The sequence below is a fragment of the uncultured Serinicoccus sp. genome, assembly GCF_947500995.1.
Classification (GTDB): domain Bacteria; phylum Actinomycetota; class Actinomycetes; order Actinomycetales; family Dermatophilaceae; genus Ornithinicoccus.
Genome location: NZ_CANMUA010000004.1, coordinates 173,020 through 187,369 on the forward strand (window position 1 = coordinate 173,020; position 14,350 = coordinate 187,369).

Here is a 14,350-nt window from a genome sequence, read left to right on the forward strand (position 1 = left end):
GCACTCTACGCTCGGGGGATGGAGCGAGCACCCGGCTGGCGTGTCGGAACCCTGTCCGGCATCCCGATCTACCTCGGCCGCAGCTGGGTGCTGGTGGCGGTGCTCATGGTCGCGCTCTTCGGCCCCACGGTGGAGCGCACGCTGCCCGGTCTGGGCGTCTGGAGCTACGCGGTGGCGTTCGCCTTCGTCGTGCTGCTGCTGGTGTCGGTGCTGGTGCACGAGGCCGCGCACGCGCTCGTCGCCCAGGGCGTCGGTTTCGGCGTCTCCCGCATCGTGGCGGACTTCTGGGGCGGGCACACCGCCCACGACGGGGCCGGTGGCACCCCCGCCCGGAGCGCGGCGGTGGCGGTCGTCGGGCCCGTGGCCAACGGGCTGCTGGCGCTGCTCGGCTGGTGGGCCATGGGGGTCCTCGACACCACGGGTGTCCCGTTGCTGCTGGCGTATGCCTTCACCTGGGCCAACTCGTTCGTGGCCGTCTTCAACCTCGTCCCGGGTCTGCCCCTGGACGGCGGCTTCCTGCTGGAGGCGCTGGTCTGGGGCGTCACCGGCAACCGTCATCTCGGCACCGTGGTGGCCGGGTGGTCCGGCCGGCTCGTCGTCGTCCTGGTGGCGGTCGTGCTGCTGGTGCCGCCGCTGCTGGCCGGCGACCGGCTGCCCTGGACCCGGGTCGCCTGGGTGGCGCTCATCGGGGTGTTCCTGTGGCAGGGCGCGAGCCAGGCGATCCGGCTCGGCCGGCAGGGGATGCGCGCCTCGCGGCGCACCCTCGCCGACACCGCGCACCGGCCGGGCGTCGTGGCGGCCGACGCGCCGCTGCACACGGTGCCGTGGGCCGAGCACCCGCTCTGGGTGGTCGTCGACGGCGAGGGCCGCCCGGACGGCCTCGTCGACCCGCCGGCGCTGCAGCAGGTGCCCCGGGAGGCGTGGCCGAGCACGCCCGCCGCCGCCGTCGCCGTCCGCCTCCCCGCCGGCTGGGCGGTGCCCCTGCCTCCGGAGGCCCGGCTGGACGCCGTCATCGAGGTGATGCGCCGCTCCGGCTCCGGGGTGGTCGCCCTGCTCGACGACCAGGGGCGGCCGTGGGGCGTGGTGAGCACGCACGACGTCACCGGCAGCCGCTCGTAGACTGACCCGATGAGCAGGCCGACGGGCGCCGACATGCGGCGCGGACCCTTCCGGGCGGGCGACCGCGTGCAGCTGACCGACCCCAAGGGCCGCCTGCACACCATCACCCTGGAGCCCGGCAAGGAGTTCCACACCCACCGCGGCCACCTGCGCCACGACGACGTCATCGGCGCTCCGGACGGCACGGTGGTCCGGCACACCTCGGGCGCCGACTACCTCGCGCTGCGGCCGCTGCTGTCCGACTTCGTCCTGTCCATGCCCCGGGGCGCGCAGGTCGTCTACCCCAAGGACGCCGGCCAGATCGTCACGTATGCCGACATCTTCCCCGGCGCCACCGTCGTCGAGGCGGGCGTCGGGTCCGGCGCGCTGTCGCTCTCCCTGCTGCGGGCGGTGGGGGAGGCGGGCCGGCTGCTGAGCTTCGAGCGGCGCGAGGACTTCGCCGACATCGCCCGTGCCAACGCCCGGGCGTTCTTCGGCCTGGACCACCCCGCCTGGACGGTCACCGTCGGCGACCTCGTGGACGAGCTGCCGCGGGCGGTGGACCCCGGCACCGTGGACCGGGTCGTGCTCGACATGCTGGCCCCCTGGGACTGCCTCGGGGTGGTCGCCGACGCGCTCGCCCCCGGCGGCGTCCTCATCTGCTACGTCGCCACCACCACGCAGCTGTCGCGGGTGGCCGAGGCGGCCAAGGCGGCCGGCGGCTGGACGCCGCCGCAGGCCTGGGAGTCGATGAACCGCGGCTGGCACCTGGAGGGGCTGGCCGTGCGCCCCGAGCACCGGATGCACGGGCATACCGGCTTCCTCGTGACGTTGCGCCGGCTCGCGCCGGACACCGACGCCCACGCGCGTCGCAGCCGCCCCGCCCCCGGCGCCTACGGGGAGGACTACGTGCCCGCCGCCGGCGAGTGGAGCGCCGCCGACCTCGGCGAGCGCCCGGTCTCGGACAAGAAGCTGCGGCGCACCCGCCGCGACGCGCAGAGCACCGCCGACCGGGTGACCGGCGGGGCGACCGAGGGGGAGGAGGAGGGATGACCGAGGCATCCTCGCGGGAGCGTCACCTCGAGCAGCAGGTGCACTCCCTCAGCAGCCGGGTCAGCGAGCTCAAGGGGCAGAACGACGCGCTCACGACCACGTTGAAGAGCGCCAAGCAGCAGATCGTCGGGCTGCGCGAGGACCTCGACGCCCTCGCCTCCCCGCCGCTCGCGATGGGCCAGGTGCTGCGGCTCGTCGGCGACGGCACCGCGGACGTCTCGCTGTCCGGGCGGCGCATCCGCACCCAGATCTCCTCCGAGGTCGACACCGGTGACCTGCGGCCCGGCCGGGAGGTGCTGCTCAACGAGGCGCAGGCCATCGTCGGGGTGGCCGACTACGAGCGGGCCGGCGACGTCGTCACCTGCAAGGAGGTGCTCGAGGACGGGCGCCTCAGCGTGCTCGTCCGCGGCGAGGACGAGCGGATCGCCCGGCGCGCCGGCTCGCTCGCCGAGGCGACGGTCCGGGTGGGGGACGCGCTGCTGCTGGACCCGCGCAGCGGCTTCGTCACCGAGCGGATCGAGCGGCCCGAGGTCACCGAGCTCATGCTCGAGGAGGTGCCGGACATCTCCTACGCCGACATCGGCGGTCTCGCGGGGCAGATCGAGCAGATCCGCGACGCCGTCGAGCTGCCGTTCCTGCACGCCGACCTCTACGCCGCCCACGACCTGCGGCCGCCGAAGGGGGTGCTGCTCTACGGCCCGCCCGGGTGCGGCAAGACGCTCATCGCCAAGGCGGTGGCGGCCTCGCTCGCCCGGCAGGCGGCCGAGCAGCGGGGCCTGGCGCCCGGGAGCGCCCGCAGCTACTTCCTCAACATCAAGGGCCCCGAGCTCCTCAACAAGTACGTCGGGGAGACCGAGCGGCACATCCGGCTCATCTTCCAGCGAGCCAGGGAGAAGTCGGCCGAGGGCGACCCGGTGGTGGTGTTCTTCGACGAGATGGAGTCGCTGTTCCGCACCCGCGGCTCCGGGGTGTCCTCCGACGTGGAGACGACGATCGTGCCGCAGTTGCTCGCCGAGATCGACGGGGTGGAGCGGCTGGACAACGTCATCGTCATCGGCGCCTCCAACCGCGAGGACATGATCGACCCGGCCATCCTGCGGCCCGGCCGCCTCGACGTGAAGATCAAGATCGAGCGCCCGGACGCCCAGGGCGCCCGCGACATCTTCTCCAAGTACCTCACCCCCGGCATACCGCTGCACGACACGGCGCTGCAGGCGCACGGCGGGGACCGGGAGGCGACGGTCGCCGCGCTCATCGACGGCGTCGTCGACCGGATGTATGCCGTGTCCCCGGCCAACGCCTTCCTCGAGGTCACCTACGCCGGGGGTGACCGGGAGGTGCTCTACTTCCGCGACTTCGCCTCCGGTGCGATGGTGCACAACATCGTCGACCGGGCCAAGAAGCTCGCGATCAAGGACTCCCTCACGCTCGGGGAGCGGGGGCTGCGCGAGCGGCACCTGGAGCAGGCCTACCTCGACGAGTTCAAGGAGAACGAGGACCTGCCCAACACCACCAACCCGGACGACTGGGCGCGCGTGTCGGGCAAGAAGGGCGAGCGGATCACCTACATCCGCACCCTCGTCGGGGACGCCTCCGGCACCCAGCCCGGCCGCTCGGTCGACCTCGGCGAGCGCTGAGCACCGTGCACCGCCTCGGGGACCTGCTGCTGCTCCTCGTCTTCGCCGTCGCCGGGCGGTCCAGCCACGAGCTCGGCCTGACCGCGCTCGGGGTGCTCGCGACCGCGTGGCCCTTCGCGGTCGGCACGGCCGTCGGGTGGATGCTGACCTGGCGCGCGCGACGCTGGTGGGTGGAGGGTCTGGCGGTCGGCGGGATGGCGCTGGCCGTCGGGATGCTGCTGCGGGTCGTCACCGGGGCGGGGACCGCGCCGGCCTTCGTGATCGTCGCCGCCGTGGTGCTCGTGGGGGGTGCGCTGGGCTGGCGGGCCGTCGTGCAAGCGCTGTCGGTGCGCAGGCGTAGGGTCTGAGGCATGACGGCGGGTGCGGACGAGACGACCACGACGGCCTCCGCACCCACCACCCCCACCACGGCGATCATCGTCGTCCTGTCGCTGTGCGGCACCCTCGTCTCGCTGCAGCAGACGCTGGTCCTGCCGCTGCTGCCGGTGTTCCCGGAGATCCTGGGCACGACCAGCGACAACGCGTCCTGGCTGGTCACCGTCACGCTGCTCACTGCGGCGGTCGGCACCCCGATCGTCTCGCGGCTGGCCGACATGTTCGGCAAGCGGCTGCTGCTCATCGTCTGCATGTGGGCGGTCATCGCCGGGTCGGTCGTCTCGGCCCTCAGCTCCGAGCTCGCGCTCGTCGTGCTCGGCCGCGGGCTCAGCGGGCTCGGTGCCTGCCTGGTGCCCGTGGGCATCAGCATCATGCGCGACCACCTGCCGGCCGACCGGGTCGGCTCGGGCGTGGCGCTCATGTCGGCGACGCTGGGCATCGGTGGCGCGATCGGGATGCCGCTGGCCGGCGTCATCTACGACAACCTCGACTGGCACGCGCTGTTCTACGTCTCCGGCGGGTTCGCCGTCGTCATGCTCGTCGCGGTCTACCTCGTCGTGCCGGAGTCGACGGTCAAGACCCGGGGCCGGTTCGACTACGTGGGTGCGGTGCTGCTGTCGGTGGCGCTGACCTGCTTCCTGCTGGCGGTGAGCAAGGCCGGCACCTGGGGCTGGGCCTCGCCGCTGACCCTCAGCCTCCTCGCCGCCGCCGGGCTGGTGCTGGCGGCGTGGGTGCCGTGGGAGCTGCGGACCGGCCAGCCGCTGGTGGACATCCGCACCTCGATGCGCCGCACGGTGCTGCTCACCAACGCCGCCTCGGTCCTCATCGGCTTCGCGATGTTCGCCAACTTCCTCACCTCGGCCCAGCAGGTGCAGATGCCGGCCGACACCGGCTACGGCTTCGGGCTGTCCGCGGTGTCCACGGGCCTGGTGCTGCTGCCCAGCGGGCTGCTCATGGTGGCGATGTCGCCGGTGTCCGCCGGGCTCATCCGCCGCCACGGCGCCCGGGCGGTCCTCATCGCCGGGGCGGTGACCATCGCCGTGGGCTTCATCGGCCGCTCGCTGCTGCACCGCAGCGTGCTCGAGGTGGTCATCACCTCCAGCATCGCCTCGCTCGGCACCGCCCTGGCCTTCGCGGCCATGCCCACGCTCATCATGCGCGCCGTCCCCATCACCGAGACCGCCTCGGCCAACGGGCTCAACACCCTGCTGCGCTCCATCGGCACGTCCTCGGCCTCCGCGCTCGTGGCCGCCGTCTTCGCCGCCACCATGACCGCCACCGCCAGCGGCGTGCCGGCGCCCTCGTTCGCGGCATACCAGCTCATCTTCTGGGCCGGCGCCGCCGCCTCCCTCGGCGGCGGGCTCATCGCGGCCTTCATCCGGCGCCCGCAACGGGTGAGCGTCGAGGAGCCGGGCGCGGTGGCGGCCCCGACGGGGGAGCGCACCGAGGTCAAGCACGCCGGGATGGGCGACCTGCCCGAGCTGCTCGTGCGGGGGCGGGTCGTGGGCCCACGGGGCGGCCCGCTGCGCCAGGCGGTCACCACGGTGCTGCGCCCCGACGGCACCCACATCGACTGGGGCCGCACCGACAACGACGGGCGCTACACCCTGGCGCTGCCCGAGCCGGGGGCCTACCTGCTCGTCGTGTCCGCGGACGGCTGGGCCCCGCAGTCGTGCCTGGTGGACCTCGCCGTCGGGCACGAGGAGGACGTGACGATGACGCGGCGGCTGCTGCTCTCCGGGCACGTGCTCGACGACGGGCGCCCGCTGGGCGGGGTGCTCGTCTCGCTCATCAAGCACTCCGGGGAGTACGTCGCCACCGCCCACACCGACGCCGACGGCTCCTACGAGATCGGGCTGCCGCCCCCCGGCCGCTACGTCCTCACCGCCGTCGACCACGACGCCGGCCGCACCCGGTCCCGGGCGCTCACGGTCCTGGCCACCTCCACGACCCTCGACCTCGACATCGTCACCGGCGTCCCGCGTCCGCGGATCGACGCCTGAGAGGCTGCGGCATGGGCGTCGGCAGGGTCATGGGCATCGAGACCGAGCTCGGCATCACCAGCACGCAGCGGGACGCCGCCGGGCAGCCGGTGACCCCGATGGTCCTCTCGGGCCAGGTGGTGCGCGCGTATGCCGCGGGCGCACCCGCCGGCGCGGCACTGCCCTCGGCGGCGGGGTGGGACTACGCCGACGAGACGCCGCTGCGCGACGCGCGCGGCTTCGAGATGGCACGCGCGCTGGCGCACCGCTCGCAGCTGACCGATGTCGAGGACCCGACCATCGCCACCTCGGTGCTGTCCAACGGGGCCCGGTTCTACGTCGACCACGCCCACCCGGAGTACTCCAGCCCGGAGGTCACCGGCCCGCTCGCGGCCGTCCGCTGGGACCGGGCGGGGGAGGAGGTGGCCCTCGCGGCGGTCCGCACCCTCGCGCAGGAGGGCCTGGACGTGCGGCTCTACAAGAACAACGTGGACGGCAAGGGCGCGTCCTACGGCACCCACGAGAACTACCTCGTGCCCCGGGCGGTGCCCTTCGACCGGCTGGCCGCCCGGCTCATCCCCTTCCTCGTGGCCCGGCCGGTGATCGCCGGGGCGGGCCGCGTGGGGCTCGGGCAGGCCAGCGAGCGGCCGGGCTTCCAGCTCTCCCAGCGCGCCGACTACCTCGAGGCGGAGATCGGCCTGGAGACGACGTTGCGCCGGCCCATCGTCAACACCCGCGACGAGCCGCACGCCACCCCGCACCTGCACCGGCGGCTGCACGTCATCGTCGGCGACGCGACGATGGCCGACGTCACCACCTACCTCGCGCTCGGGTCCCTCTCGGCGGTCCTGCGGGTGATCGAGACCCACCCGCACCTGCTCGACGGGCTGGCCCTGGCGCACCCCGTGGCCGCGGCCCAGCAGGTCAGCCACGACCCGACGCTGCGGACGACGGTCGAGCTGGCCGACGGCCGACACCTCACCGGGCTGGACCTGCTCGAGGCGCACCTCGGAGCCGCCGAGGAGGCCGCGGCGTCCGGTCACGAGGCCTGGGCGGAGTCGGGGGAGGCGCACACCGGGCCGCTGCTGCGCCGGTGGCGGGAGGTCCTGGAGACCCTGCGGCGCGACCCGGCCGGGGCGGCGGGGCAGGTCGAGTGGGTCGCCAAGCAGCAGCTGCTCGAGCGGTTCGCCGAGCGCGCCGGAATGGGCTGGGAGGACCCCCGGCTCGCGGCCATGGACATCCAGTGGCACGACCTCGACCCCGAGCGCGGCCTGGCCCGCAAGCTGCGGGCGGCCGGCCGGCTGGAGCGCCTCGTCGGCGACGAGGAGGTCGCGCACGCCGTCACCCACCCGCCCGAGGACACCCGGGCGTGGTTCCGCGGCGAGGTGGTCCGGCGCTACGGCGCGGGCGGGGGAGTGCGGGCCGCCTCCTGGGACTCGGTCGTGCTCGCCGACGAGCGGGGCCGGCTGCGCCGGGTGCGGATCGAGGAGCCCACCGGCGGGCGCCGGGACCGGGTCGCCGACCTGCTGGACCGGCATACCGACGCCGCCGGGCTGCTCTCCGAGCTCGTCAGCGAGGACGTCTGAGCCGCGACCGCCCCCGGGCCGGCGACACGCCGGTCCGGATCGGCTCAGCCACGCACCTGCGCGGCTGAGCCGACGGCTCCGGGCGTGTCGCCGGGACGCGGCGCGGCCAGGAGCAGGGGGTGGTGCTCTGCCCTAGGATCGGGGTATGTCGCAGCAGCAGTTCGACCGCCGACGGGACAGCGGCGCCGGGGACGGCCCCGAGCCGGACGCCACCCCGCCCCCTGCCGCACCGGCGGCGCAGAGCGCCGAGCGGGACGCGGCCCTGGACTCCCTGCTCGACGAGATCGACGGGGTGCTGGAGACCAACGCGACCGAGTTCGTGCACGGCTTCGTGCAGAAGGGCGGCCAGTGACGGTGCCGCCGTGCTGAGCCGCATCATGGGCGTCGAGACCGAGTTCGGCGTCAACGCGACCTTCACCGGCCCCTCCCGGCTCTCCCCGGAGGAGGTCTCCCGCTACCTCTTCCGCAAGGTCGTCGCCTGGGGGCGGTCGTCGAACGTCTTCCTCGGCAACGGCTCCCGGCTCTACCTCGACGTCGGCTCCCACCCGGAGTACGCCACCGCGGAGTGCACCGACCTGCTCGACCTCGTCGCCCACGACCGGGCGGGCGAGCTCGTGGTCCAGGACCTCGCGGAGGACGCCGAGCAGCGGATCGCGGCCGAGGGCCTGGACGCGACCGTCTACGTGCTCAAGAACAACGTGGACTCCCGCGGCAACTCCTACGGCTCGCACGAGAACTACCTCATCGAGCGGCGCACCCGCATGGAGCGCCTCACCGACACCCTCGTCCCGTTCCTCGTGACCCGCCAGCTCGTCACCGGTGCCGGGCGGCTGCACGTCGTGGAGCAGCGGGCGACCTACCTCGTCTCCCAGCGCGCCGACCACATGTGGGAGGACCTGTCCTCGGCGACGACCCGCTCCCGGCCCATCATCAACACCCGCGACGAGCCGCACGCCGACCCGGAGAAGCACCGGCGCCTGCACGTCATCGTCGGCGACTCCACGATGAGCCAGACCACGACGATGCTGCGGCTGGGCACGACCGACCTCGTGCTCAAGATGCTGGAGGCCGGCACCGTCGTGCCCGACCTCGTCCTCGCCAACCCCATGCAGGCGATCCGCGAGGTCAGCCGCGACCGGACCGGGCGGACCCCGCTGGCGCTGCGCCGCGGCGGCACGATCACCGCGCTGGAGCTGCAGCGCGAGCTGCTCGACCTCACGACCGGGTATGCCCGGGGTGCCGGCCTGCATGAGCACCCGGTGCACCGCGACGTCCTGCAGCTGTGGGAGCGCGGGCTCGAGGCGATCGAGACCGACCGGCTGGACCTCGTCGACACCGAGATCGAGTGGGTCATGAAGAAGAAGCTGCTCGACTCCTACGCGCAGCGCCACGACCTCGAGCCGTGGGACCCGCGGCTGCAGCAGCTCGACCTGGCCTGGCACGACATCCACCCGAGACGCGGGCTGGCCCGCATCCTCGAGCGCTCGGGCGCCGCGCGGACCGTGGTCGACGAGGAGCGGATCCGGGCCGCCACGACCGTGCCCCCGGACACCCGGGCGCGGCTGCGGGGGGACTTCGTCCGGACCGCCGCCGAGCACCGCCGGGACTTCACCGTGGACTGGGTGCACCTCAAGCTCAACGACGCCGCGCAGCGGACGGTGATCTGCAAGGACCCGTTCGCCGCGCAGGACGAGCGGGTCGACGCCCTGCTCGAGCACATCCGCGCCACCAGCGGTGCTCCCACGAAAGGTTCAGGGTCACCGGGTTAGGCTGGTCCGGACGCTTCCCCGATCTGCAAAGGACGCACCTGTGCGCTCTTCCCGCCTGCGCTACCTCGCGGCCGCCGCCGCACCCCTGATCTTCCTGGCCGGCTGCAGCCCCGAGTCGACCGACGAGGGGGCGGACGACGCCGCGACGAGCAGCGCACCCGGCGACGACGCCGCCGCGACCTCGGCCGCACCCAACGGCGACCTCGCCGACGTCGACGTCGACACCGAGGGCGAGGCCCCCGCGCTGACCTGGGACGGCGAGCCCTTCGCCGAGGGTGACCTGCCCTTCGTGGCCGCCTCGACCGAGTCCCGCACCCTCACCGAGGGCGACGGCGAGGAGGTCGCCGACACCCACGAGGTGCGGGTGCGGTACCTCACCGTCAACGGCACCACCGGCGAGCAGCTGGTGTCGACCTTCGAGAACGACGAGGCGGTCACCCTCGACCTCACCGACGAGACCCTCTTCCCGGCCTTCCGCGACCAGCTGCCCGGCACCATGGTCGGCGACGAGCTGCTCCTGGCGATCCCGGCGGCCGACGCCTTCGGCGAGGCCGGCAACGAGCAGCTCGGCGTGGGCCCGACCGACACGATGCTCTTCTACATGGTCGTCGAGGACACCGGCGAGCCGCTCACCGAGGCGCAGGGCGAGGAGGTCGAGCCCGAGGAGGGCCTGCCCACCGTCACCATGGGTGACGCCGGGCCGGAGATCGACGTCGAGGGCGTCGAGGCACCCGACCAGCTCATCACCCAGCCGCTCATCCGCGGTGAGGGCCCCGAGGTCGTGGCCGGGCAGACCATCCGGGTCCACTACACCGGGGTCAAGCTCTCCGACGGCGAGGTCTTCGACAGCTCGTGGGAGCGCGGCGAGCCCACCGAGTTCCCCATCGGGGTGGGCCAGGTCATCGTCGGCTGGGACGAGGGGCTCGTCGGCCAGACCGTCGGCTCCCGGGTGCTGCTCGTGATCCCGGCCGAGGAGGCCTACGGCGAGGCTCCGGAGGAGACGGAGGGCCAGACCGCGGCCCCCGGCAACGAGCTGGCCGGCGAGGACCTCGTCTTCGTCGTCGACATCCTCGGCGCCTCCTGACCCGACCGCTACCCCCGCACCGCCTCACCCCTCACCCACCGCGACCCCCTCACCCACCGCGACCCCCTCACCCACCGGGCGCCGCGAGTGGTGGGCTGAGGGCCCACCGGGCGCCGCACATGGTGGGCTGACGACCCACCGGGCGCCGCACATGGTGGGCTGACGACCCACCGGGCGCCGCGCATGGTGGCCGGCGCACGGCATACCTGACCTCGAACGAGAAGGAGCACATCATGACCGAGTCCGCTTTCGGCCGCGTCCAGAAGGCCAAGCCCGAGATCGACTTCCCCGGCGACGAGCCGCCCGCCGACCTGCAGGTCGAGGACCTCGAGGTCGGCAGGGGCGCCGAGGCCACGGCCGGCTCGACCATCTCCGCGCACTACGTGGGCGTGTCCTGGTCGACCGGCGACGAGTTCGACGCCTCGTGGAACCGCGGCGAGCCGCTCACCTTCACGGCCGGCGTCGGTCAGGTCATCCAGGGCTGGGACCAGGGCCTGCTCGGGATGAAGGTCGGCGGTCGCCGCAGGATCGTCATCCCGCCGCACCTGGGGTATGGCGACCGCGGCGCCGGCGGCGCCATCAAGGGTGGCGAGACGCTCATCTTCGTCGTCGACCTCATGGACGTGCGCTGACCCGAGCCCGCACGCGCCGCTCCGGCGCCTCGACCTCGGCCCAGGCGTTCTGGTGAACGCCTGGGGCGAGGTGCGTCGGCGTGTCGTCGGCCCAGGCGTTCATGTGCGCGGCTGAGCCGATCGGGACGGGCGTGTCGTCGGCCACACCTCACGTGGCGCCCGGGGACGGGCGCCGGCGCCCCACACCTCACGTCGAGCGGAGGAGGCGCTCCCGGTCCCGTTCCAGCTTCGTCATGACCGGGGTCACCAGCACCCCGTGCAGGACGACCGAGAAGACGATCGTGAAGACGCAGGTGGCCCACAGCCAGCGCTCCCCGGTCCACGTGGTCTCGGACAGGGCGTAGGCGATGTAGAACAACGTGCCCACGCCGCGGATGCCGAAGAACGCCGTGATGAGCTGTTCACGTCGGGCCAGGGGGCGCAGCCTCTCGTCGCACATGCGCCAGCGGCCGGGGCGCAGCGCGACCCACCCGGCCAGCGGCCGGATGACCAGCACCAGGGCGACCCCCACGAGGACGCCGCGCCAGTCGAGGGACTCCAGCGCGCCGTCGGTGAGCGCGATCCCGACGAAGAGCAGCACGAGGAGCGTGAGCAGCCGCTCCAGCCGCTCCACGACGCCGTGCATGTGCTCGTGGAACTCGTGCCGGCGCGCCCGGGTCCGCATCGTCATGGCGCAGACGAAGACGGCGAGGAAGCCGTAACCCTGGGCGACCTCGGCCACGCCGTAGGCCAGCAGCATCGCGGCCAGGGCCAGCAGCGACTCACCCTGCTCGGCCAGCCGCAGCGCCTGCTGCCGGGTGCGGAACGCGAGGTAGGCCAGCACCCAGCCCACGGCGACCCCGACGAGCACGCCGATGATGATCTTGCCGACCAGCTCCCACGCCAGCCAGCGCAGCCCCCAGTCCGCAGCCGACCCCATGGTCATGAGGAAGATCGCCGCGTAGACGAACGGGAAGGCCAGGGCGTCGTTGAGCCCGGCCTCGGAGGTCAGTGCGAACCGGACCTCGTCGTCGTCACTGATCTCGTCGTCGTGCAGCTGCTCGGCCATCGACTCATCGCCGTCCGCCTCGCGCTTCGTGATGACCGGGCCGCCGACCTGGACGTCCCCGGCCAGGACCGGGTCGGTCGGGGCGAGCACGGCGCCGAGCAGCAGGGCCGGTGCGGCGCCGAGTCCGAGACCCCACCACCCGAGCAGGAAGACACCGGCGATGGTGAGCGGCATGGCGATGGCGAGCAGCCGCCAGGTCGCCGACCAGGTGCGCCACGAGTTGCGGTTGCGCCAGGACAGCGGCCGGTCCAGGGCCAGCCCGACCCCCATGAGGGCCACCAGGACGGTGATCTCGGTGACGTGCTCGATGGTGTCCCGCTGGTCGGTGGGGTCGAAGGCGAAGGTGGAGCCGAACGGGAGCAGCCCGACGAGCATGCCCACCAGGATGAGGATGACCGGCGCGGACAACCAGGCGCGGGTGAGCAGGCTGGGCAGCGCGACCGCGAGGAGCAGCACCCCGCCGCCCAGGAGGAAGACCAGGTCGGAGGTCATGCCGGTGTCTCAGCCGGCCCGGGGCGCGGTGCCGCGGGCCGGCACGGGGTGGGGGCGCTCGGTCGCCGGGGTGCGTCGCGCGGGCCGCAGCGGGTGTCGCGGGGAGGATGCGCCGTGGCGTCGAGGTATGCCGTGGGCGCGGGCGGGGTCATGCGCTCAGCCTAGGTGACCGGCGCGCGAGCGGCGCTCCCTCTGGCCCCATGAGTCACCGCCTGCGGGGACGTGCACCCGGGCCGGGGATATCTCCGTGTCTGCCGGGTCTTTCCCCGCAGTGTGGGAGCCGTGGTGCTGATGTGGCGGGCGGGCCTACGACGGGTCGACCACGAGCCGGGCGGCGTGGCGGCCGGCGGCCGCGGCGGTGAGGAACGCGGCGGGGTCGTCCCCGAGGCCGCGGCCCATCGTGGACAGGGGGACCGGTACCTGTGCCAGAGCCTCCGGGAGGCCCTCGGTGGCCACCTTGACCAGCTCGAGGTGCGGCGCGGCCTGGACGAGGTCCCGCGCCTGCCGGTAGACGAGTGCCAGGCACTCGCGCAGCGCGACGCTGTCTCCCACGCGTCCGGTGTGCCCGGAGGGCGCGTCCGGTGCATGTCCAGTGCGGGGGGAGGGGGTGTGTGGCGTGCGCCCGCTGCGGGACGAGGGCAGGTCGGCCCCGTCAGCAGGTGGGGTGTCGGACCCGAGCACGGGGACGGGGAGGTCGGCGGGGTGGGCGAGGACCCGGCCGAAGGAGGTGGCGCTGTGGTGGGACAGGCCCCGGTGCCGCTCGCGGGCGTCGGCCTGGGACACCCGCAGGCACGCCACCGGGCGTCCGCCGAGCACGGCCGCCGCGTTGAGCGCCTCGCCCGCGGCCACCCCGGAGAATCCCCACCGGGTGTCGGTGCCGAGGTTGCCCGGGCCCTGGATCACCACGGCCAGGTCGGCCCCGACCACGTGCCGGGCCGCCAGCAGCGCGGTGTGCACCGTCACCGCCTCCAGGTCGCCGCCGAACGCCTGCCCGGCGGTGATGGTGCTCTGCAGCCACCCCGCCTCGCGCAGGCCGGCGACGGTCCGCGACCAGGCCAGGGGCAACGCCGCCCCGTCGGTCATGACGTAGGCGACCCGGGCCCGGGGCCGCTGCGCCCGGACCCCGGCGAGCACCGCGGGGAGCGCCGAGTGCAGGTCGGTGGCGAGCACCGGCATACCCTCGAGGTCGTCCGCGTGCGCGAGCGTGGCGTGGTGCTCGCCCTCGGGGTCGTCCACCCCCAGCACCATCGGCTGCAGCGGGGCGTAGCGGCCCTTGACCAGGTGACCGGGCTCACCGGCCGCGCGGCCCGGCCAGGCGTCCGGGCGGTCGGGGAGGGCGACGACGAGGGCATACCCTCCCGTGCCGAGCCCGCGCTCCAGAGCGGTGACGTTGAGCAGGACCCGGTCGCCCACCACGGCGCTGCCGACGAGGTCGGGGTAGCCCAGCGCCCGCACCCGCTCGTCCCCGACGTCGACGCCGAGCACCTGCACGCCGGCCCACCCCGGCAGCAGCTCGCGCACCTCGCCCTCGCGCCACGTGATCACGACAGCCGAGCCTATCGATGACCGGGTCGCGTGAGGTCGGACGGTAGCC

12 protein-coding genes are annotated in these 14,350 nt (G+C 74.0%); 10 read left to right on the plus strand and 2 right to left on the minus strand.

Annotated features, from left to right (window positions below; translation table 11 throughout):
* Positions 1 to 18: 18 nt before the first annotated feature.
* From Q0967_RS07870 to Q0967_RS07915, 10 genes are all read left to right on the plus strand, one after another.
* On the plus strand, positions 19 to 1,119 hold the full coding sequence (locus Q0967_RS07870) for a site-2 protease family protein (protein WP_298749380.1): 1,101 nt from the start codon (positions 19 to 21) through the stop codon (positions 1,117 to 1,119).
* A 9-nt stretch (positions 1,120 to 1,128) separates the two neighbouring features.
* A complete protein-coding gene (locus tag Q0967_RS07875) occupies positions 1,129 to 2,151 on the plus strand; it encodes a tRNA (adenine-N1)-methyltransferase (RefSeq protein WP_298749378.1) in 1,023 nt (340 codons plus the stop codon).
* The gene (gene arc / locus Q0967_RS07880) at positions 2,148 to 3,788 is read left to right on the plus strand and encodes a proteasome ATPase (protein WP_298749376.1); all 1,641 of its coding nucleotides are present in this window, start codon (positions 2,148 to 2,150) and stop codon (positions 3,786 to 3,788) included. Before Q0967_RS07875 ends, arc begins: the two co-directional genes overlap by 4 nt.
* 5 nt (positions 3,789 to 3,793) lie before the next feature.
* Positions 3,794 to 4,135, plus strand: coding sequence for a DUF3054 domain-containing protein (locus Q0967_RS07885; RefSeq protein WP_298749374.1), 342 nt, complete (start codon positions 3,794 to 3,796; stop codon positions 4,133 to 4,135).
* A 3-nt stretch (positions 4,136 to 4,138) separates the two neighbouring features.
* The gene (locus tag Q0967_RS07890) at positions 4,139 to 6,166 is read left to right on the plus strand and encodes an MFS transporter (protein ID WP_298749372.1); all 2,028 of its coding nucleotides are present in this window, start codon (positions 4,139 to 4,141) and stop codon (positions 6,164 to 6,166) included.
* An 11-nt stretch (positions 6,167 to 6,177) separates the two neighbouring features.
* Positions 6,178 to 7,731: a depupylase/deamidase Dop gene (gene dop / locus Q0967_RS07895; protein ID WP_298749370.1), complete on the plus strand. Its 1,554-nt coding sequence runs from the start codon at positions 6,178 to 6,180 to the stop codon at positions 7,729 to 7,731.
* A 145-nt stretch (positions 7,732 to 7,876) separates the two neighbouring features.
* A complete protein-coding gene (locus tag Q0967_RS07900; protein ID WP_139721453.1) occupies positions 7,877 to 8,083 on the plus strand; it encodes a ubiquitin-like protein Pup in 207 nt (68 codons plus the stop codon).
* A 10-nt stretch (positions 8,084 to 8,093) separates the two neighbouring features.
* Positions 8,094 to 9,500 (plus strand): Pup--protein ligase, encoded by a 1,407-nt coding sequence (pafA, locus tag Q0967_RS07905; protein ID WP_298749365.1) that lies wholly within the window; start codon positions 8,094 to 8,096, stop codon positions 9,498 to 9,500.
* A 40-nt stretch (positions 9,501 to 9,540) separates the two neighbouring features.
* On the plus strand, positions 9,541 to 10,584 hold the full coding sequence (locus Q0967_RS07910; RefSeq protein ID WP_298749363.1) for an FKBP-type peptidyl-prolyl cis-trans isomerase: 1,044 nt from the start codon (positions 9,541 to 9,543) through the stop codon (positions 10,582 to 10,584).
* Between the two features lie 233 nt (positions 10,585 to 10,817).
* Positions 10,818 to 11,216 carry an FKBP-type peptidyl-prolyl cis-trans isomerase gene (locus Q0967_RS07915; RefSeq protein ID WP_298749361.1) on the plus strand — a complete coding sequence of 133 codons (399 nt, stop codon included), beginning with the start codon at positions 10,818 to 10,820 and terminating at the stop codon, positions 11,214 to 11,216.
* A gap of 187 nt (positions 11,217 to 11,403) precedes the next feature.
* Here the strand turns inward: Q0967_RS07915 and Q0967_RS07920 are convergent, their stop codons facing one another.
* Together Q0967_RS07920 and Q0967_RS07925 are read right to left on the minus strand one after the other, a co-directional pair.
* Entirely contained in the window at positions 11,404 to 12,756 is a 1,353-nt protein-coding gene (locus tag Q0967_RS07920) for a sodium:proton antiporter (RefSeq protein ID WP_298749359.1), read from the minus strand.
* A gap of 306 nt (positions 12,757 to 13,062) precedes the next feature.
* A complete protein-coding gene (locus Q0967_RS07925; protein ID WP_298749358.1) occupies positions 13,063 to 14,301 on the minus strand; it encodes a DUF3866 family protein in 1,239 nt (412 codons plus the stop codon).
* Between the last annotated feature and the right edge of the window lie 49 nt (positions 14,302 to 14,350).

Coding starts and splice junctions, on each gene's coding strand:
- Q0967_RS07870 (WP_298749380.1), top strand. CDS start 19: ATGGAGCGAGCACCCGGCTGGCGTGTCGGAACCCTGTCCGGCATCCCG.
- Q0967_RS07875 (WP_298749378.1), top strand. CDS start 1,129: ATGAGCAGGCCGACGGGCGCCGACATGCGGCGCGGACCCTTCCGGGCG.
- arc (WP_298749376.1), top strand. CDS start 2,148: ATGACCGAGGCATCCTCGCGGGAGCGTCACCTCGAGCAGCAGGTGCAC.
- Q0967_RS07890 (WP_298749372.1), top strand. CDS start 4,139: ATGACGGCGGGTGCGGACGAGACGACCACGACGGCCTCCGCACCCACC.
- dop (WP_298749370.1), top strand. CDS start 6,178: ATGGGCGTCGGCAGGGTCATGGGCATCGAGACCGAGCTCGGCATCACC.
- Q0967_RS07900 (WP_139721453.1), top strand. CDS start 7,877: ATGTCGCAGCAGCAGTTCGACCGCCGACGGGACAGCGGCGCCGGGGAC.
- Q0967_RS07915 (WP_298749361.1), top strand. CDS start 10,818: ATGACCGAGTCCGCTTTCGGCCGCGTCCAGAAGGCCAAGCCCGAGATC.
- Q0967_RS07920 (WP_298749359.1), bottom strand. CDS start 12,756: ATGACCTCCGACCTGGTCTTCCTCCTGGGCGGCGGGGTGCTGCTCCTC.